The 18566-nt window shown below is 71.3% G+C and carries 15 protein-coding genes, 1 other RNA gene and 1 riboswitch; of the genes, 8 read left to right on the plus strand and 8 right to left on the minus strand.

What is annotated here, in order from left to right:
• Positions 1–274: 274 nt before the first annotated feature.
• The 3 genes from AX737_RS07245 to AX737_RS07255 form a co-directional block, all read right to left on the minus strand.
• Positions 275–772: a dihydrofolate reductase gene (locus tag AX737_RS07245; RefSeq protein ID WP_066920185.1), complete on the minus strand. Its 498-nt coding sequence runs from the start codon at positions 770–772 to the stop codon at positions 275–277.
• 9 nt (positions 773–781) lie between these two features.
• Positions 782–1576: a thymidylate synthase gene (locus tag AX737_RS07250; protein ID WP_066920196.1), complete on the minus strand. Its 795-nt coding sequence runs from the start codon at positions 1574–1576 to the stop codon at positions 782–784.
• 91 nt (positions 1577–1667) lie between these two features.
• Positions 1668–2501: a CPBP family intramembrane glutamic endopeptidase gene (locus AX737_RS07255; RefSeq protein ID WP_156453572.1), complete on the minus strand. Its 834-nt coding sequence runs from the start codon at positions 2499–2501 to the stop codon at positions 1668–1670.
• Between the two features lie 9 nt (positions 2502–2510).
• Between AX737_RS07255 and ssrA the strand changes: the two genes are divergently transcribed.
• The 3 genes from ssrA (at position 2511) to AX737_RS07270 (ending at position 4269) form a co-directional block, all read left to right on the plus strand.
• Positions 2511–2893, plus strand: a transfer-messenger RNA (tmRNA) gene (gene ssrA / locus AX737_RS07260).
• 78 nt (positions 2894–2971) lie between these two features.
• Entirely contained in the window at positions 2972–3598 is a 627-nt protein-coding gene (locus tag AX737_RS07265; RefSeq protein ID WP_066920198.1) for a ClpXP protease specificity-enhancing factor SspB, read from the plus strand.
• A gap of 161 nt (positions 3599–3759) precedes the next feature.
• On the plus strand, positions 3760–4269 hold the full coding sequence (locus tag AX737_RS07270) for an OsmC family protein (protein ID WP_066920200.1): 510 nt from the start codon (positions 3760–3762) through the stop codon (positions 4267–4269).
• 21 nt (positions 4270–4290) lie between these two features.
• On the opposite strand, the gene AX737_RS07275 is transcribed toward AX737_RS07270, so the two are convergent.
• The 4 genes from AX737_RS07275 to gcvT form a co-directional block, all read right to left on the minus strand.
• Positions 4291–5220, minus strand: coding sequence for a dihydrodipicolinate synthase family protein (locus tag AX737_RS07275; protein ID WP_066920204.1), 930 nt, complete (start codon positions 5218–5220; stop codon positions 4291–4293).
• Positions 5221–5326: 106 nt separating this feature from the next.
• Complete coding sequence (gcvP, locus tag AX737_RS07280; protein WP_066920205.1) at positions 5327–8167, minus strand: aminomethyl-transferring glycine dehydrogenase; 2841 nt, start codon at positions 8165–8167, stop codon at positions 5327–5329.
• Positions 8168–8178: 11 nt separating this feature from the next.
• Complete coding sequence (gene gcvH / locus AX737_RS07285; RefSeq protein WP_066920206.1) at positions 8179–8541, minus strand: glycine cleavage system protein GcvH; 363 nt, start codon at positions 8539–8541, stop codon at positions 8179–8181.
• A 20-nt stretch (positions 8542–8561) separates the two neighbouring features.
• Complete coding sequence (gene gcvT / locus AX737_RS07290) at positions 8562–9704, minus strand: glycine cleavage system aminomethyltransferase GcvT (protein WP_066920210.1); 1143 nt, start codon at positions 9702–9704, stop codon at positions 8562–8564.
• A gap of 152 nt (positions 9705–9856) precedes the next feature.
• Positions 9857–9960: riboswitch (glycine riboswitch) on the minus strand.
• 208 nt (positions 9961–10168) lie between these two features.
• On the opposite strand from gcvT, the gene AX737_RS07295 reads away from it, so the two are divergent.
• Positions 10169–10570 (plus strand): hypothetical protein, encoded by a 402-nt coding sequence (locus tag AX737_RS07295; protein ID WP_066920211.1) that lies wholly within the window; start codon positions 10169–10171, stop codon positions 10568–10570.
• A 45-nt stretch (positions 10571–10615) separates the two neighbouring features.
• On the opposite strand, the gene AX737_RS07300 is transcribed toward AX737_RS07295, so the two are convergent.
• Entirely contained in the window at positions 10616–11506 is an 891-nt protein-coding gene (locus tag AX737_RS07300; protein WP_066920212.1) for an MBL fold metallo-hydrolase, read from the minus strand.
• A 303-nt stretch (positions 11507–11809) separates the two neighbouring features.
• Between AX737_RS07300 and AX737_RS07305 the strand changes: the two genes are divergently transcribed.
• The 4 genes from AX737_RS07305 (at position 11810) to AX737_RS07320 (ending at position 18526) form a co-directional block, all read left to right on the plus strand.
• A complete protein-coding gene (locus tag AX737_RS07305; protein WP_245293405.1) occupies positions 11810–13180 on the plus strand; it encodes an efflux RND transporter periplasmic adaptor subunit in 1371 nt (456 codons plus the stop codon).
• Positions 13181–13200: 20 nt separating this feature from the next.
• Positions 13201–16353 carry a CusA/CzcA family heavy metal efflux RND transporter gene (locus AX737_RS07310; protein WP_066920218.1) on the plus strand — a complete coding sequence of 1051 codons (3153 nt, stop codon included), beginning with the start codon at positions 13201–13203 and terminating at the stop codon, positions 16351–16353.
• Positions 16354–16469: 116 nt separating this feature from the next.
• Entirely contained in the window at positions 16470–18023 is a 1554-nt protein-coding gene (locus AX737_RS07315; protein WP_066920220.1) for an efflux transporter outer membrane subunit, read from the plus strand.
• A 20-nt stretch (positions 18024–18043) separates the two neighbouring features.
• Complete coding sequence (locus AX737_RS07320; protein ID WP_066920225.1) at positions 18044–18526, plus strand: GNAT family N-acetyltransferase; 483 nt, start codon at positions 18044–18046, stop codon at positions 18524–18526.
• The last annotated feature ends 40 nt before the right edge of the window (positions 18527–18566 follow it).

Genomic DNA, 18566 nt, shown 5'->3' on the forward strand with positions numbered 1-18566 from the left:
CTCCAAGGCATGCCAGCCGATATCTCCTGCCCGCGGCGGAACGCCGTCCGCGCCTCATGCACAGACGGTCGCCGCGCCCGTACTCATCCCTGCCCGCAGGGCCCCGCCTGCCCGGAGGGCCCCGAGACACCGTTCCGGAGTTGTCCCAAGCACCTGCGGGGCCAGCGTCGCTGCTGTCAAGGCTCGCAGGTGGGCATCGCGGGGTCCCTTGGCAACCGCCCGCCGCCCGCGACCCGGTGACCTTGGCTAACGCGGCCCTGCCGCGGCGGCGCCGTCAGCGGACCCGGTCGAGGGTCACGAACGCGAAGGCGCTCTCGTCGTGCGGGCCCGCCTCGTGCGCCTCGCGCGCGGTCTCGCGGAACGCCCCCGGTTCGAGGGCGGGGAAATAGGTGTCGCCTGCGTAGTCGCCCGCGACCTCGGTGAGGTGGATGCGGTCGGCGTGCGGCAAGGCGAGGCGGTAGATCTCGGCCCCGCCGACCACCATCAGCTCCTCGGAGTCCGCCGCGGCCGCGAGCGCGCCGGCCCAGTCGTGCGCCACCGCGACGCCCTCGGCCGCGAAGGCCGGATCGCGGGTGAGGACCAGGGTGCGGCGGCCGGGCAGGGGCCGGCCGATCGACGCGTAGGTCTTGCGGCCCATCAGCATCGGCTTGCCCATGGTGAGGGCCTTGAAGCGCTGGAGGTCGCTGCGCAGGTGCCAGGCGAGGCCGTTGTCGCGGCCGATGACGCCGTTGCGCGCGACCGCGACGACGAGGGTGATGCGGGGCGCGGACATCGGATCTCCTCAGACGGCGACCGGCGCGGCGATCGCGGGGTGCGGCTCATAGCCCTCGATCGCGATGTCCTCGAAGCGGAAGGCGAAGAGGTCGCGCACCGCCGGGTTCAGCCGCAGGCGGGGCAGGGGGCGGGGCTCGCGGGTGAGCTGTACTTGCGTCTGCTCCAGGTGGTTCCGGTAGAGGTGGGCGTCGCCGAAGCTGTGCACGAAGTCGCCGGGCGCGAGGTCTGTGGCCTGCGCTATCATGTGGGTGAGCAGCGCGTAGCTCGCGATGTTGAAGGGCACGCCGAGGAAGGCGTCGGCCGAGCGCTGGTAGAGCTGGCAGGAGAGCCGGCCTTGCGCGACGTAGAACTGGAACAGGCAGTGGCAGGGCGCCAGCGCCATCCGGTCGAGGTCGGCCGGGTTCCAGGCCGAGACGACGAGGCGGCGCGAATCCGGGTTGCGGCGGATCTCGTCCACCACCCAGGCGATCTGGTCGACGGTGCCGCCTGACGGCTTCTCCCAGGAGCGCCACTGCTTGCCGTAGACGGGGCCGAGATCGCCGTGCTCGTCCGCCCACTCGTCCCAGATGGTGACGCCGTTCTGTTGCAGCGCCCGCACGTTGGTGTCGCCGGTGAGGAACCAGAGCAGCTCGTGGATGATCGAGCGCAGGTGCAGCCGCTTCGTGGTAACGAGCGGGAAGCCCTCGCTGAGGTCGAAGCGCATCTGGTGGCCGAACACCGACAGGGTGCCGGTGCCGGTGCGGTCCTCCTTCGAGACGCCATGGTCGAGGATGCGGCGCAGCAGGTCGTGGTAGGCTTGCATGATCCCTCTCTCGCGCGGGATCATATCAGGGCGGGGCCTCAACGCATTCCCGCGGGTGTGGACGGAGGCCTGTGCCGGAGCGGCACGGTACTCATCCCGGCCAGAGCACGTAGGCGATCAGCGCGAGGTTGCTCCAGCCGTGCAGCGCGATGCAGGGCCAGAGGCGGCCGGTGCGCCAGCGCAGGATTCCGAGGGCGAGCGCCAGCGGCAGCAGCGAGACCGGTCGGGCGAGGCTCAAGCCCGACGGACCCGAGACCGAGATGTGGGCGATGGCGAAGATTGCGGCCGTGAGCAGGATCGCGGCGGCGGGGCCCAGGACGGCGCGGGCGCGGCGAAAGATCTCGCCGCGCATCAGCAGCTCCTCGGCGAGCGGGGCCAGCACCACCACGTAGGCGAGCCAGGCCGCGACCGCGGCGGGGGTGAGCAGAGGCGACAGCCGCGTGCCCTGGCCGAAGCTCGTGCCGAACAGGGTCGCGGTGGTGCTTACCCAGAGGATGTGTGCGAGCGGCCAGAGCAGCAGGACGAGGAGGAGGTTGCGCGCCCGCATGCCGTTCGGCCGCTCGCGGTCGAGAGCGAGCCGCGCGCGCCAGCCCGCGCCGTCCCACCACAGGGCCGTGCCGAGCACGAGCCCGGCCAGGAAGACCTGGCGCAGGATGTCCACCGCGAGTTCCCGCCGGGCGAGCGCCATCGCGCCGATGAACGGCCGGCGGTTGGGGGGCAGGAAGGGGTCGATCCCGGCGATGAGGTCGGCACCCACCCGCACGCAGGCGAGCGCCATCAGGCTGGCGGCCCCGAGATAGAGCGGGACGAGGGCCAGCGTCCCGAGGAGGTGCAGCCCGGCGCGCCATCCGGACGGCCGCGGGGCCGGCGCGGGCAGGGGCGACTGGGCGCTTCCGGCAACAGGCGCGGGATCCGGCATCGACATGACAGGATCGGGCTTCAAAACCGGGGCGATCCCCTCTATATTCCCCTTGCCGGTCGCGAGGCCGGCTATGGCGATAAACGTTCTTCGGAATAAACCTATCGGACCCGGGGGCGGTACCCGGCGCCTCCACCCGAGCCCAGGACATGCTGCCGCAAGGCGCGCGTGGACCGGCCTGTGCTTCGGCGGGGGCGAAATAGGATCGACGAGGGCGTAAAGGTAGAGCTTTCGCTCGGCATGGTTCCGCCGTTATCGGGCCTTTGCAATAGTTGCCAACGACAACTTTGCTCCGGTGGCGGTGGCTGCGTAAGCGGTCCCCAATACCGACCTGAAGTCCTAGCGGGTAGCACCGCATAGGCGGGGTTCGGAGGCACCTGGCAACAGAAGCCTCCACTTTCAGTTTTTCCGAACGGCATCGTCCGCACACGCGGTCAAGGTCGTCGGGCCGAGGACGCCGGGCAGCACGACCGCAGATGGCAGACGATCTGATCCGCTACGACCTCCTCGTCCAGGAAGCCCTCCGGGGCGTCGTGCGCAAGGTGCTGACCGACGCGGCCCGGGACGGGCTGATGGGCGAGCACCACTTCTACGTCTCCTTCCGGACGGAGGCCCCGGGCGTGCGCATGTCGCAGGCGCTTCGCGAGAAGTACCCGCAGGACATGACGATCGTGCTCCAGCACCAGTTCTGGGACCTTGGCGTCACCGAGCACGCCTTCGAGGTCGGCCTGTCCTTCTCGGGCGTGCCCGAGCGCCTGCTGGTGCCCTTCGACGCGCTGACGGGCTTCTTCGACCCCTCCGTCCAGTTCGGCCTGAAGTTCGACCTGAACGAGAACGCCGAGGCGCCCGAGGGCGAGGACGAGCACCCGGCCGCCGCCAAGGGCGCGGGCCCGCGCGGGGCCGCCTCGGAGCCGAGCGAGCTGAAGCCGAAGGGCGCCGGGCTCGCGACCGTCGGCAGCAGCGTTCCCAAGGTGCTGCCCGCCCCGGCCGCGCAGGGGAACAAGGGCGAGGACAAGCCCGCCCGCCCCGCCCGCAAGGAGGGCGAGGGCGAGGAGAGCGGCGCAGAGGTGGTCAGCCTCGACGCGTTCCGCAAGAAGAGCTGAGCGGCGACCGCCCCGACCCGTCCGCCTTCCTGTATCCCTCTCCGGCGTCGTCCTGGCGGTGCGCGCCGCCGCGCCCGTACGTCGCCGAGGCGTCCCCTCCCGGTTGAGCCCCGACGCGCCAGCGGCTAACCGCTTGGGGCCAACAACGAAGGAACGCCCCGATGGACGCCACCAGCCTGCGCGCGCTTCAGGCGCCGCTGAAGGACCAGTACCGCCAGAGCCCCGATTCCGCCGTCGTCACCCTGCGGGCCAAGGGCTCGCTCGACGACACGGGCGTCGCCTGCAAGGTCGAGACCGGGCGAGCCCTGGCGGTGGCGGGCCTGCACCCGGCGACGGGAGGCTCCGGCGCAGAGCTCTGCTCCGGCGACATGCTGCTCGAGGCGCTCGTCGCCTGCGCGGGCGTGACCCTGAAGGCGGTCGCGACCGCCCTGGAGATCCCGCTGCGCTCGGGGCAGGTGAGCGCCGAGGGCGACCTCGATTTCCGCGGCACGCTCGGCGTCGACAAGGAGGCGCCGGTGGGCTTCCGCGCCATCCGCCTCAGCTTCACCCTCGACACGGACGCGCCGCAGGAGAAGCTCGACCAGCTCCTCAAGCTGACCGAGCGTTACTGCGTGGTGTTCCAGACCCTGAACCACCGGCCCGAGCTGGCGGTCACCGCTACGAAGGGCTGAGGCCGCACGCCGCGCGACGCGTCAGACCGCCGCGCGGGGATCGTGCCGGGCGAGGCGGGCGAGCAGGTATTCGACCTCCGCGCGGGCGGTGGCGCTCATGCCGCCAGCGGGCTTGCGCTGTGCGTCCGAGGCGATGAGGCCGCGCCGGGCCATCACGTATTTGCGGATCGCGAGGCCGACGCCCGGCTGCTGCTCGTAGCGCAACAGGGGCAGATGCGCGTCGAACAGGTCGTGGGCGCGGTCGCGCTCGCCGGCCTGTGCGAGGCGCACCACATCCATCAGCATGTCGGGGAAGGCGTAGCCGGTCATGGCGCCGTCGGCCCCGCGCTCGCACTCGAAATCGAGGAACAGGCCGCCGTTGCCGCAGAGGATCGAGATGCGGCGCATCGCCCCGTCGGCTTCGAAGGCGCGGAGCTGCGAGATCTTCTCCAGGCCCGGCCAGTCCTCGTGTTTCAGCATGACGCAGTTGGCGTTCTCCTGGACGATGCGGCGGATCACGCCAGGCGTCATCACCACGGAGAAATTCAGCGGATAGTCCTGGATCACGAAGGGTACGTCGGGGCCGATCGCCTCGGCCGCCTGCCGATAATACGTCGCGATCTGGTCGTCGGTGCGCAGGGTGTTGGGCGGCGCGATCATCACGCCGGCCGCACCCGCCTCCATGCCGGCGCGGGCAAGCCCGGCCATCGCGGCGAAACCCGGCGCCGAGACGCCGACGATCACCGGCAGGTTGCCGGCGCGCCGGATGAAGCGGGTGGCGACCGCGAGGCCCTCCGCGTGGTCGAGCTTCGGTGCCTCGCCCATCACGCCGAGCACCGTCAGGCCCGTGGCGCCGCAGCCGAGGTAGAATTCGGTCAGCCGGTCGATCGAGTCGAAGTCGATCCGGCCGTCCGGGTGGAACGGCGTCGGGGCGATCGGGTAGACGCCGCGTGCGGACGCGTCGAGAGGCATGGGTAGGACTCCCTTGTGCGCCCGGACAGCGGCGCCGGCCGGATCTACGCCGCGCGGGAGCCCTGCGCCAACCCTCCCCCGCGAACGGGGGAGGGCCGGGTCCGCCTCACTCGGCGGCCGCCTCGTAGCTCTCCGGCGGGGGGCAGGAGCAGACGAGGTTGCGGTCGCCGTAGGCGTTGTCGACGCGGTTGACCGGGGGCCAGTACTTGTCGGTCCGGAAGCTGCCCGCCGGGAAGCAGCCGGCCTCCCGCGAGTAGGGCCGCTCCCAGGCGCCGACGAGGTCCTGGACCGTGTGGGGGGCGTTCCTGAGCGGGTTGTCCGCCCGGTCGGCCCGCCCCTCTTCGATCGCCCGGATCTCCTCGCGGATCGCCAGCATGGCGTCGCAGAAACGGTCGATCTCGCCCTTGGTCTCGGACTCGGTCGGCTCGATCATCAGCGTGCCGGCGACCGGCCAGCTCATGGTCGGCGGATGGAAGCCGCTGTCGATCAGGCGCTTGGCGACGTCGTCCACCGTGATCCCGGCGCTCTTCTGGAAGGGGCGCAGGTCCACGATGCACTCGTGCGCCACGCGGCCCCGCTCGCCCGCGTAGAGGATCGGGTAGGCGCCCCCGAGGCGCGCCGCGATGTAGTTGGCGCCGAGGATCGCCACCCGCGTCGCCTGGGCGAGGCCGCGGCCCCCCATCATCAGGCAGTAGCTCCACGAGATCGGCAGGATCGAGGCCGAGCCGTAGGCGGAGCCCGAGACCGCGCCTTCCTCGCCGCTGCGCGGATCGGAGGGCAGGAACGGGATCAGGTGCGCCTTGACGCCGATCGGCCCCATGCCGGGCCCGCCGCCGCCGTGCGGGATGCAGAAGGTCTTGTGCAGGTTGAGGTGGCTGACGTCGGCCCCGATATCGCCGGGCCGGGCGAGCCCCACCAGCGCGTTGAGGTTCGCCCCGTCGAGGTAGACCTGGCCGCCGTGGAAATGCGTGATCGCGCAGATCTCCCGCACCCGCGCCTCGAAGACGCCGTGGGTTGAGGGGTAGGTGATCATGCAGGCCGCGAGCCTGTCGGCGTGCTGCTCGGCCTTCCTGCGGAAATCCTCCACGTCCACGTTGCCGTTGGCGTCGGCGCCCACCACCACCACGCTCATCCCGCACATCTGCGCCGAGGCCGGGTTGGTGCCGTGGGCCGAGGAGGGGATCAGGCAGACGGTGCGGTGCGTGTCGCCGCGCGCGCGGTGATAGCGGCGGATGGCGAGCAGCCCCGCATACTCGCCCTGCGCGCCGGAGTTCGGCTGCATCGAGATCGCGTCGTAGCCCGTGATCGCGCAGAGTTTCTCGGAGAGGTCGCCGATAAGCTGGTGGTAGCCCGCAGCCTGGTCGTCGGGCACGTGCGGGTGGATCTCCGAGAATTCCGGCCAGGAGATCGGCAGCATCTCCGCCGTGGCGTTGAGCTTCATCGTGCAGGAGCCGAGGGGAATCATCGCCCGGTCGAGGGCGAGGTCGCGGTCGGCGAGGCGGCGCATGTAGCGCGTCATCTCGCTCTCGGCCCGGTTCATGTGGAAGATCGGGTGCGTCAGGTAGGGCGAGGTACGCAGCTGGCCCTCCGGCAGGCGCTGCTCCGGCCACGCCTCGTCGTAGGGTACCTCGTGGCCGCCGAAGGCGCGCCAGACCGCCTGGAGGATGTCGGGACGGGTGCGCTCGTCCACCGTGATGCCGATCCGGTCGTCGCCGACCTTGCGCAGGTTCACCCCGTTCTCCACGGCGCTCTTCAGGATCACGCCCTGGAAGGGCCCCACCGCGACGGTGATCGTGTCGAAGAAGTGCTCGGGCTCGACCCGGAAGCCGAGACCGGTGAGGCCGTCGGCGAGCCGCACCGCGTCGCGGTGCACCCGCTGGGCGATGGCCTTGAGGCCTGCCGGGCCATGGTAGACCGCGTACATCGCGGCGATGACCGCGAGCAGCACTTGGCTGGTGCAGATGTTCGAGGTGGCCTTCTCGCGGCGGATGTGCTGCTCGCGGGTCTGGAGCGCGAGGCGGTAGGCGCGTTTGCCGTGGGCATCGACCGAGACGCCGACGATGCGCCCCGGCAGCGCCCGCTTGTGGGCGTCACGGGTGGCCATGTAGGCGGCGTGCGGGCCGCCGAAGCCCATCGGCACGCCGTAGCGCTGCATCGAGCCGACCGCGATGTCGGCGCCCATCTCGCCGGGCGGCTTGAGCAGCGTGAGCGCCAGCGGGTCGGCCGCGACCGCCGCGACGGCGCCCGCCGCGTGAAGCGCCGCGATCGGTCCCGAGAAATCGTGGATCGCGCCGTTCACGCCCGGGTACTGGAACAGCGCGCCGAAGACCGCCGCGGGATCGAGGTCGGCGAAGGGATCGCCCACCACGATGCGCCAGCCGAGCGGCGCGGCCCGCGTCCTGAGCACCGCGATGGTCTGGGGCAGGCAGTCCCGGTCCACGAAGAAGGCGTCCTGCTTCGAGGCGGCGACGCGGTTGGCCATGCCCATCGCCTCGGCCGCGGCGGTGGCCTCGTCGAGCAGCGAGGCGTTGGCCACGTCGAGCCCGGTGAGGTCGCAGACGAGCGTCTGGAAGTTCAGGAGCGCCTCGAGCCGCCCCTGGCTGATCTCGGGCTGGTAGGGCGAGTAGGCCGTGTACCAGGCCGGGTTCTCGAAGATGTTGCGCTGGATCGCCGGCGGCATCGTGGTGCCGTGGTAGCCCTGGCCGATCAGCGAGACGAGGAGCCGGTTCTTGTCGGCGGTCGCCCGCATCGTCTCGATGGCGCGGCGCTCGGTCAGCGGCTTGCCGAAGGCGAGCGGCGCCGCCTGGCGGATGTCCGGCGGCAGGGTCTCGTCCACGAGGGCGTCGAGGCTGGCAGCCCGGCAGACCGCGAGCATCTCGCCGATCTCGGCCGTCGTCGGGCCGATATGGCGGCGGTTGGCGAAGTCGTAGGGGTCGTAGTGGGTCATGGGCCCCTCCCTCATTTCGGCAGGGCGGCGTAGGCCGCCGCGTCCATCAGGGCCTCGAAGGCGGCGGGATCCTCGAGCCGCATCCGGTAGAGCCAGCCCTCGCCCTCGGGGTCGGAGCCGACGCTCTCGGGGTTCGTCACCACCGCCTCGTTGATCTCCGTCACCTCGCCGTCGAGCGGCGCGTAGACGTCGGAGGCGGCCTTGACCGACTCGACCACCGCGGCGGAGGCGCCCTGGGTGAGCTTCGCCCCGACCCTCGGGAGCTCGATGAAGACGAGGTCGCCGAGCTGCTCGGCGGCGTGCGCGGTGATGCCGACCGTGACGACGTCGCCCTTGCGCCGCAGCCACTCGTGCTCCTGGGTGTATCTCAGCATGGGTCTGGCTCCGGGAGGGTTCAGCCGCGCTTGAAGCCGGCGGGGAGGAAGGGGAGGGGGGCGACGGTGAGGGGCAGGCGCTGGCCGCGCACCTCGGCCCGGACCCGGGTGCCGGGCTCGGTCAGGCCGCAGGGCAGGTAGCCCATGGCGACGGGCGCCCCGAGGCTCGGCCCGAAGCCGCCGGAGGTGACGTGGCCGACGGGTTTCCCCTCGTCGTCGGCGAAGAGCGGCGCGCCGGCCCGCACGGGGGCGCGACCCTCGGCGAGCAGGCCGACGCGGCGGCGCCCGGTGCCCGCCGCCAGCTCGGCGAGGATCCGCTCGGCGCCCGGGAAGCCGCCCGGACGGGCCCCGCCGCGGCGCCGGGCCGGCGAGATCGCCCAGCCGAGGGCGGCCTCGACCGGGCTCGTCGTCGCGTCGATGTCGGCGCCGTGCAGGCAGAGGCCCGCCTCGAGACGCAGGGAATCGCGGGCGCCGAGTCCGATCGGCAGCACGGCCGGGTCGGCGAGCAGCGCCTCGGCGATCGGCTCGGCCGACGCCTCCGGCGTCGAGATCTCGAACCCGTCCTCCCCCGTGTAGCCGGAGCGGGTGACGACGCAGGCGGCGCCCAGGATGTCCACCGCCCGCGCATCCATGAAGCGCATCGCGGCGACCTCCGGCGCGAGCCGGGCGAGCGCCGCCTCCGCGCCCGGCCCCTGCAGGGCGAGGAGCGCGCGGGGCAGTTCCTCGACCGTGACCGAGGCGGGCAGGCTGGCCCGCAGATGCGCGAGGTCGGCCGTCTTGTTCGCCGCGTTGACCACGAGGACGAGCCGGTCGCCGAGATGGGCAGCCATCAGGTCGTCCAGGATGCCGCCCTGCCCGTCGGTGAGCAGGCCGTAGCGCTGGCGCCCCGGCTTCAGCCCGAGGATGTCGGCCGGGACCAGCGCCTCCAGGGCCCGGGCGGCCTCCGCCACATCGCCGGCCCGGAGGGCGACCTGACCCATATGCGAGACGTCGAACAGGCCCGCGGCGGCGCGGGTGTGCAGATGCTCCTTGAGCAGCCCCGCCGGGTACTGCACCGGCATGGCGTAGCCGGCGAACGGCACCATCCGGGCGCCCAGGCGCCGATGCAGGTCGTCCAGCGGGGTCTTGAGAAGGGGGGCGGTCTCGACGGATTGTGCCGACATCCGGATTCTCCACGACAGCGTGCGTCCGGAAGGCGCCTCACGCGCGTTTCCGGCCTGCCCCCATCTGTCGCGGTTACCTGAGAGCTTCCCCCGGGCTCGCGCCGCGAGGTTTCTCCTTCGGTGGACGCCCGAGGGCGCCTCTCTCCAGATTGTCCAACGATACGGTGATTGTGCCTGAGAGTTTCCGGGGGTGGTTGCTCCGTCGGCGCCATGCCCGACCGTCTCCGGCCGGACTGGGCTCTCCCGTATCGCCTTTAGCGGACGCGATGATCAAAGCACGTCTCGGCGGTGCGGCGCAACATCCCGCCGCGGGTGGATGTTTCAGACCGCGTGATCCGTATCGAGCCGGACCGACGGGATCGTCCGGGGTGGCATTAACATGCGTGATTTCGGCGCTCTTCGGGCTGGGTGTGTAATAATCTTGCGCAAACGGTTACTTGCAAGATCTTCTGCGGAGGTTCGCCATGGGAGCCGCCATGAAGGCCGGCATGAGCGCGCCGGCCAGGACCGTCATCGCCCACGCCGCCTACCTCACCGCCGCCGGCCTCGCGTTCCTGCTCGCCCCCGAGGGCGTGGCGCGGCTGCTCGGCGTGGCGGGCGAGCCCTACCTCTTCCGGGTCGTCGGGCTCCTGATGCTCTGCTTCGCCGCCTACGACGCGCTGTTCGCGCGGCACGAGGACCGGCCGCTGATCGGCGCGAGCGTCGTCGTCCGGACCTGCCTCGCCGCCGCCTTCGTCCTCTTGGTGATGGCCGACCTCGCCCCGATGCCGCTCCTCGCCTTCGCGCTGGTGGAGGTCGTCGGGGCGGCCGCGACGGCCCTCGCGATGCGGGGCCGCCCGACGGCCGGTCCGCTGCCGGCCCATTGAGGGAAGCGGCCGGCCCGTCGGGGCCGGGGCCGGGGTCGGCCCGCCTCAGGGTGACCGGTAGGCCGAGCCGTCCTCGGCGCGGTTGGGCCGCTCGACGTAGCGGCCCTGGTCCGGAACGGCGATGCGGTCGAAATCCGCCGCGAGCGCCTCGAGGCCGCGCCGCAACTCGGTGCCGGCCAGCGCGCGGCCGTGCCCGGTGACGGCGAGGTCCGGCTTCAGGGCGGCGAGCGCCCGGACCGAGTCGCGCGCCGCTGGCCAGTCGATGGTCAGGTATTTGGGCGGCCCGTGGATCTCGGGGGTCTGCACGATCGACTCGTAGGCCGATTCGCTCGCCGTGGTGATGAAGGCATCGCCCGCGATCAGCGCTCGGTCGCTCTCCCGCCAGAACGAGACGTGGCCCGGGGAGTGGCCGGGCGTGTGGATCCAGCGCCAGCCGGCCAAGTCCGGGATGCTGCCGTCCTCGGGCAGGTCGCGCAGCTGCGCGGCGACGTTCACGGGCTTGGTCGGGAAGAGCGGCGAGGCCAGCGCCATCGCGCCGCCGCCGACGCTCGCGTCGCCCGGCGGGTAGGCGGCGCTGCCGTCGAGATAGGGCCGCTCCAGGCGGTGGGCGTAGACCGGCACGTCCCAGGCCGCCGCCAGGTCCTCCAGCACGCCCACATGGTCGAAATGCCCGTGGGTGAGCAGGATCGCGGCCGGCCGCGCGCCGCCGAAGCGCGCCTCGGCCGCTTCCTCGATCCGCCCGCGGGTGCCGGGAAAGCCCGCATCGACCAGCACCCAGCCGGCCTCGCCGGGGCGCCCGACATAGGCGACGTTGGCGATGACGTGGCGCTGGTAGGCGAGGTCGGGCCGGACCTCGTGGGTGGCGTCGTCGCGCTCGGCGTCGGCGCGCGGGTCGTCCGCGCGCGCGTTCGGATCGACCGGGATCTGCTGGACCATCGGCTCTCTTCCCACCTGCCCTTGCCGCCCACCCTCTCAGGCCAACCCGGGAGCGCCCTCCCGGATCCGGGGCAGGATCCAGGTCGGGTCAGGACAGGGAGGCGGGGGCGCCCGCGGCGGCGGCACGGCGGCCGTGCGCCCATCGCCCAAGATGCGAGCCGCGTTCATCAAATTGTCGTCAGTGCTAAATTGCAACCGCGGTCAAAACTCGTCGGCCGCCCGGTTCTTCTGCCACAGAAAAGCGATAAGGGTCGTCTCGATGCGAGCAGGCGAAGGCGGGCGCGAATCGCGCGCCGGCCCGCGGTGCCGAACCTGCTGCGGACCGACCCCGAGACCACGATGGACGCCCGCAATCCTCTGGAGCCCGAAGCCCGCAGCGGCGAGGCGCGCGCCGCGCGCCGGGTCGGCCTGCTGCCCGTCGCCGCTGCGCTGCTCCTGTGCGTGGCGCTGGTGGCCGCGGTGGCCGTGTTCCCGCAGCCGGTGCGCGACGCGGCCGAGCGGGCGATCGCCTACGTCCGGGACCTCACAGGGGGCGGCGAGGCGGCGGAAGAGGCGGCCGAGCGGGCCGAGACGGCCTCTTCGGGCGAGCGCGTCTTCCGTCCGACGCGGGAGCAGCGCGCCGCCTTCGAGATTCACCCGGTCGCCACCATGACCTTCCGGCCCGAGGGCATGGCGGAGGGGCGCATCGCGCTCAACGAGGACGACAACGTGCCGGTGGCCGCGCCGTATTCGGGCCGGGTCACGAAGGTTCTGGCCCGGGCGGGCGACGAGGTGAAGGCCGGCGCCGTGCTGCTGACGCTGGAGGCCACCGACATGGTCCAGGCGCAGAACGACTACCAGACGGCCCTCAACAACCTGCAGAAGCAGCAGGCCCTCCTGAAGCTCGACCAGACCATCGCGTCCCGCCAGCAGGAGCTGTTCGCCGCCCGCGCCGTGGCGCTGAAGGACTACCAGTCGGCCCAGAACGACGTGATCGCGGCCCAGAGCGACCTGAAGACCGCCGAGGCGACGCTCGACGCGGTGAAGAACCGCCTGCGCCTCCTCGGCAAGACCGATGCCGAGATCGCGGGCTTCGAGAAGAACGGCCGGCTGAACCCCGAGGTCGAGATCCGGGCGCCGATCGCCGGCACCATCGTGCAGCGCAAAGTGGGCGTCGGCCAGTACCTCACCCCCTCCAGCGACCCGGTCTTCGTGATCGGCGACCTCTCGACCGTCTGGCTGATCGCCAACGTGCGCGAGAGCGAGATCCCGAAGATCCGCATCGGCCAGGAGGTCGAGGCGCGGGTCGCCGGCTTCGGCGCCCGCATCTTCAAGGCGCGGGTCAACTACATGGCGGCGAGCCTCGACCCGGCGACGCGCCGGCTCGCCGTGCGCAGCGAGGTCGACAACCCCGAGCGGCTGCTGAAGCCCGAGATGTTCGCGACCTTCACCATCGTCACCGGCAAGCCGCAGCCCTCGCCCGCGGTGCCGATGGCCGCGATCGTCTACGAGGGCGCTGCCGCCCATGTCTGGGTGGCGAGGCCCGACGGCAGCATCGTGGCCCGCGCGGTGAAGCTCGGGCTGATCAACGGCGAGAACGCGCAGGTGGTCGAGGGCCTGAGCCCGGGCGAGGAGGTCGTCACCCGCGGCGCCCTGTTCATCGACCGGGCCGCCTCCGGCGACAAGGCCTCCTGAGGGAGCCGGGGGGCGCCGCCATGAACAGCCTGATCGTCTTCTCGCTCCGCCAGCGGGTCCTGGTCTTCCTGGGCTTCCTGGTGATGATGGGCCTCGGCTACGCGAGCTACACCCAGCTCAACATCGAGGCCTATCCAGACCCCGTCCCGCCGCTCGTGGACGTGATCACCCAGAATCCCGGCCAGTCGGCGGAGGAGATCGAGCGCTACATCACGATCCCGCTGGAGGTCGCGCTCGCCGGCATCCCGAACGCCACGGTCGTGCGCACGATCTCGCTGTTCGGCCTCTCCGACGTGAAGGTGCAGTTCAACTACGCCTACACGTACGAGCAGGCGCTGCAGCGCGTGCTCAACCGCCTCTCGCAATTGCCGCCCCTGCCGAACGGGGCCCAGCCGCAGATCTCGCCGACGAGCCCGGTGGGCGAGATCATGCGCTACAAGCTCGTGGGCCCGGCGGGCTACTCGTCGGCCGACATGAAGACCCTGCAGGACTGGGTGCTGCAGCGCCGCTTCAAGGCGATCCCCGGCGTGGTCGACGTGACGGCCTTCGGTGGCAAGGCCAAGGAATACGAGATCGCGGTCGATCTCAACCGGCTCCAGGCCCAAGGGCTGACGCTCGTCCAGCTGGTGACGGCGCTCAACAACTCCTCGATCAACGTCGGCGGGCAGACGCTGAACGTCGGCGAGCAGGCGGCGGTGGTGCGCGGCATCGGCCTGATCCGCGACATGGACGACATCCGCGACACGATGCTGACGCAGGTGAACGGCGTGCCGGTGCTGGTTAAGGACGTTGCCGAGGTGCGCGTCTCGAACGCGCCGCGGCTCGGCATCGTCGGCCACGACGACCAGCCGGACGTGGTCGAGGGCATCGTGCTGATGAGCCGCGGCGGCCAGAGCCTGCCGACCCTGAAACGCGTCGAGGCCGAGATCGACCGGATCAACAACTCCACGATCCTGCCGCCCGACGTGAAGATCCAGCGCATCTACGACCGCTCGGGGCTGATCCACACCACCACCCACACGGTGATGCACAATCTCGTCTTCGGCGTGGTGCTGGTCTTCGTGGTGCAGTGGCTGTTCTTAGGATCGCTCCGCAGCGCTATCATCGTGGCGGCGACGATCCCCTTCGCGCTGGGCTTCGCCATCCTGATCCTGGTGGTGCGGGGCGATTCCGCGAACCTCCTCTCGCTCGGCGCGATCGACTTCGGCCTCATCGTGGACGCCACCGTGATCATGGTCGAGAACGTGTTCCGGCACCTCGCCGAGCCGCATCTCTCGAAGGGCCAGCGGGCGCCGGGCGGGCTCACGGGCCGGCTCGGCACCATCGCCATCGCGGGCGCCGAGGTGAACCGGGCGATCTTCTTCTCGGCCACCATCATCATCGTGGGCTTCCTGCCGCTCTTCACGATGACGGGCGTCGAGGGCCACATCTTCGGGCCGATGGCCAAGACCTACGCCTACGCGCTGGTCGGCGGCTTGATCGCGACCTTCACGGTCTCGCCGGCCCTCTCGGCGCTCATCCTGCCCAAGCACGTCGAGGAGCGCGACACGCTGATCGTGAAGCTGCTCCGCTTCGGCCACGAGATCATCCTGAAGTTCGGCCTGCGCAACCGGGTGCTGTCGCTGGCCGTGACGCTGGCGATCCTGCTCGTCTCGGGCCTCGCCGCGCGCAATCTCGGCCTGGAATTCCTGCCCAAGCTCGAGGAGGGCAACCTCTACGTGCGCGGCACCATGCCGGCCTCGATCTCGCTGGAGGCGGGCAACGCCTCCGTGCAGCGCCTGCGCAAGATCTTCCAGGAGGTGCCCGAGGTCGTCACCGTGATCTCGCACCAGGGCCGGCCCGCCGACGGAACCGACGCCACCGGCTTCTTCAACTGCGAGATCCTGGCGCCGCTCAAACCCATCGACCAGTGGCGGAAGGGCCTCGACAAGGAGACCCTGATCCGCAACCTCTCCAAGCGCCTGGAGCAGGAGTTTCCCGGCATCGAGTTCAACTTCTCGCAGTATATCGAGGACAACGTCCAGGAGGCGGCCTCGGGCGTGAAGGGCGAGAACTCGGTCAAGATCTACGGTTCCGACCTCGCGCAGATCACCAAGACCGCCGAGGCGGTCAAGGGCGTGCTCGCGACGGTGCCCGGCATCACGGATCTGGCCGTCTTCGCATCCCTCGGACAGCCGACGGTGCGCATCGACGTCGACCGGCAGAAGGCCGCCCGCTTCGGCCTGTCCATCGGCGACGTGAACACCACGGTGGCGGCCGCGATCGGCGGCCAGACCGCGGGCGACCTCTACGAGTACGGCTCGGACCGGCACTTCCCGATGCGGGTGCGGCTGGCGAAGGAGTATCGCTCCTCGCTGGAGACGATCCGCAACATCACCATCGGGGCGCCCAACCCCAACGGCGGCGTGGTGCAGGTGCCGCTCTCGGAGATCGCCACCGTCGAACTCGTCTCCGGCGCGGCCTTCATCTACCGCGAGGACCAGGAGCGCTACATCCCGGTGAAGTTCTCGGTGCGCGGGCGCGACCTCGGCAGCGCGGTGCTGGAAGCGCAGGCCCGCGTCGCCCAGGAGGTGGAGATGCCGGCCGGCTACCACATGGAGTGGGTCGGCCAGTTCACGAACCTGCAGGACGCGGTGGCCCGCCTCAGCCTCGTCGTGCCGCTGACGCTGGTGCTGATCGCGCTCCTCTTATTCATCAACTTCAACTCGGTCACCGACATGCTGCTCACGCTCTCGGTGATCCCGATGGCGATGATCGGCGGCATCCTCGCGCTGTTCCTCACGGCGACGCCCTTCTCGATCTCGGCGGCGATCGGCTTCATCGCGCTCTTCGGCATCTCGACCATGGAGGGCGTGATCCTGCTGGCCTACTACAACCAGCTCCTCGACGAGGGGATGGAGCGGGCCGAGGCCGTCTGGCACGCCTCGATCGTGCGCATGCGGCCGGTGATGATGACGTGCGTTGCCGCCTGCGTCGGCCTCTTGCCCGCGGCCGTCTCCACCGGCATCGGCTCGCAGGTGCAGAAGCCGCTGGCGCTGGTGGTGGTCGGCGGCATCCTGCTCGCCCCGAACCTGATCCTGGTGGTGCTCCCCGTCCTGATCTCGCTGTTCTCCCGGCGGAAGACCAACCGCGACGCCGTGCCGGCCCAGCACCACCACACGGCAGCGGCGTGATGCGGGCGCAACAGGCGCGCGCGGCCGCGATGCTGCGCCGCGGGCCAGCGTTGACAGGGACCGTCCCGGCGTCCCTCTACGGGTGGCACGATGCCAAGGTGGGGACCGGCGGCGCCATGGTGGCAGGACATGGACGGAGGGCGCGGGCCGCGTCCCGCCTGCTCGCCGGCGCGCTCTGCGCCGCGCTCTGCGCCGGCATCTCCGCCTGCGCGGTCGGGCCGAACTTCGTGGCCCCGGAGGACCCGCCGGTCACCCGCTACACGCGCGAGCCCCTGAAGAACCCGAGCGCGGCCGACGCCATCACCACGCGCCAGGGCGGCTCGGCCGACCAGAGCTTCGTCTCGGGCGCCGACATCCCGGGGGAATGGTGGAAGCTGTTCCGCTCGAAGGCGCTGAACCGCCTCGTCGAGGAGGCGCTCGCCAACAACCCGAACCTGGAGGCGGCCCAGGCCAGCTTGCGCATCGCGCAGCAGAACGTGCTCGCGCAGAAGGGCACGCTGTTCCCGACGCTCTCGGCCACGCCGCAGGCGCAAGGGTCGCGCGCGCCGGGGCTCGACCTGCAGTCGCCGCTGCAGAACCAGACCCAGTACCTCTACAGCCTCTACACCCCGCAGGTGACGGTGTCGTTCAACCCGGACGTGTTCGGGGGCAACCGCCGCCAGATCGAGGCGCTGGAGGCCCAGGCCGAGAACCAGCGCTTCCAGCTGGAAGCCGCCTATCTCAGCCTCACCGCCAACGTGGTGACGGCGGCGATCCAGGAGGCGTCCCTGCGCGCGCAGATCGACGCGACGAAGCGGGTGATCCAGGCCCAGACCGAGGTTCTGGACCTCTACAACAAGCAGCTCAGGCTCGGGCAGATCGCGGGCGCCGACGTGGTGCAGCAGCAGGCCGCGCTCTCGGTCTCCCAGCAACTCCTGCCGCCGCTGGAGAAGCAGCTCGCCCAGCAGCGTAACCTGCTCACGGCGCTGACCGGCCGGCTGCCGAGCGAGGAGGTCTCGCAGACCTTCACGCTGGCAGCGCTCCGCCTGCCCACCCGGCTGCCGGTCAGCCTGCCCTCGCGCCTCGTGCAGCAGCGCCCGGACGTGAAGGCGGCCGAGGCCCTGGTGCAGCAGGCCTCCGCCGGCGTCGGCGTCGCGGTGGCCAACCGCCTGCCGCAATTCACCATCTCGGCGACCGGCGGCGCCAGCGCGGTGCGCATCGCTCAGCTCCTGAACCCGGGCGCGGGCTTCTTCACGATCATCGGACAGGCGACGGCGCCGATCTTCGATGCCGGCACGCTCTACCGGCGCCAGCGCGCCTCGGAGGAGGCGCTGACCCAGGCCCAGGCACAGTACCGCGCCACCGTGGTCGGGGCCTTCCAGAACGTCGCCGACGCGCTGCGGGCGCTCCAGGCGGATGCGCGGGCGGTCGCGGCGGCGTCGGCGGCCGAGAAAGCCACGGGCGAGAGCCTCGGGCTGATCCGCAAGCAGTTCGAGGCGGGCGCCATCAACGCCACGCAGGTGCTGATCGCCCAGCAGAGCTATCTCTCGGCGCTCGTCACATCGGCCTCCGCGCGTGCGACCCAGTACGCCGACACCGCGGCCCTGTTCCAGGCGCTCGGTGGCGGCTGGTGGAACCGTGTGGACGTGGCGGTGCCCCCGCCGGAGACGGACCCGGCGAAGTTCTTGTGAGCGAGCCGGGCCGTGACGCCATGCTGATCCGCCGCGCCCGCCCCGAGGATGCCGACGCGCTCTGGTCGATCCTGGAGCCCGTGATCCGTGCGGGCGAGACCTACACGCTCGACCGCGACATGGACCGGGCGGCGGCGCTGGCCTACTGGTTCGCCCCCGAAAAGGAGACCTTCGTGGCCGAGGTCGACGGGGTCGTCCTCGGCACCGCCTACATCCGCCCGAACCAGGCCGGCGGCGGGCGGCACGTCTGCAATTTCGGCTTCGTGACGGGCGCGTCGGCGACAGGCCGCGGCGTGGCGCGGCGGATGTGCGAGCACGCGCTGGAGCTCGCCCGCTCGCGCGGCTACCGCGCGGTGCAGTTCAACTTCGTGGTGAGCACGAACGTGCGGGCGGTGCGCCTCTGGCAATCGCTCGGTTTCGACATCGTCGGCCGCCTGCCCAAGGCCTTCGCACATCCGAGCCAGGGCGACGTGGACGCCCTGGTGATGTACCGGACGCTCTGACACGTCCCGGATCCCAAAGGTCGAGACCTTTGGCGGGTCC

Origin of the sequence: Methylobacterium sp. CCH5-D2 (assembly GCF_001556475.1) — a bacterium.
In the GTDB taxonomy this organism is placed as follows: Bacteria; Pseudomonadota; Alphaproteobacteria; order Rhizobiales; family Beijerinckiaceae; genus Methylobacterium; species Methylobacterium hispanicum.

What these genes read in the sequence shown, in the direction of transcription:
- AX737_RS07265 (WP_066920198.1), top strand. Translation starts at nt 2,972, where the DNA reads ATGGCAGACGATCTGATCCGCTACGACCTCCTCGTCCAGGAAGCCCTC.
- AX737_RS07255 (WP_156453572.1), bottom strand. Translation starts at nt 2,501, where the DNA reads ATGTCGATGCCGGATCCCGCGCCTGTTGCCGGAAGCGCCCAGTCGCCC.
- AX737_RS07315 (WP_066920220.1), top strand. Translation starts at nt 16,470, where the DNA reads ATGGTGGCAGGACATGGACGGAGGGCGCGGGCCGCGTCCCGCCTGCTC.
- AX737_RS07310 (WP_066920218.1), top strand. Translation starts at nt 13,201, where the DNA reads ATGAACAGCCTGATCGTCTTCTCGCTCCGCCAGCGGGTCCTGGTCTTC.
- AX737_RS07320 (WP_066920225.1), top strand. Translation starts at nt 18,044, where the DNA reads ATGCTGATCCGCCGCGCCCGCCCCGAGGATGCCGACGCGCTCTGGTCG.
- AX737_RS07250 (WP_066920196.1), bottom strand. Translation starts at nt 1,576, where the DNA reads ATGCAAGCCTACCACGACCTGCTGCGCCGCATCCTCGACCATGGCGTC.
- gcvH (WP_066920206.1), bottom strand. Translation starts at nt 8,541, where the DNA reads ATGCTGAGATACACCCAGGAGCACGAGTGGCTGCGGCGCAAGGGCGAC.
- gcvT (WP_066920210.1), bottom strand. Translation starts at nt 9,704, where the DNA reads ATGTCGGCACAATCCGTCGAGACCGCCCCCCTTCTCAAGACCCCGCTG.
- AX737_RS07300 (WP_066920212.1), bottom strand. Translation starts at nt 11,506, where the DNA reads ATGGTCCAGCAGATCCCGGTCGATCCGAACGCGCGCGCGGACGACCCG.
- AX737_RS07275 (WP_066920204.1), bottom strand. Translation starts at nt 5,220, where the DNA reads ATGCCTCTCGACGCGTCCGCACGCGGCGTCTACCCGATCGCCCCGACG.
- AX737_RS07295 (WP_066920211.1), top strand. Translation starts at nt 10,169, where the DNA reads ATGGGAGCCGCCATGAAGGCCGGCATGAGCGCGCCGGCCAGGACCGTC.
- AX737_RS07270 (WP_066920200.1), top strand. Translation starts at nt 3,760, where the DNA reads ATGGACGCCACCAGCCTGCGCGCGCTTCAGGCGCCGCTGAAGGACCAG.
- AX737_RS07245 (WP_066920185.1), bottom strand. Translation starts at nt 772, where the DNA reads ATGTCCGCGCCCCGCATCACCCTCGTCGTCGCGGTCGCGCGCAACGGC.
- gcvP (WP_066920205.1), bottom strand. Translation starts at nt 8,167, where the DNA reads ATGACCCACTACGACCCCTACGACTTCGCCAACCGCCGCCATATCGGC.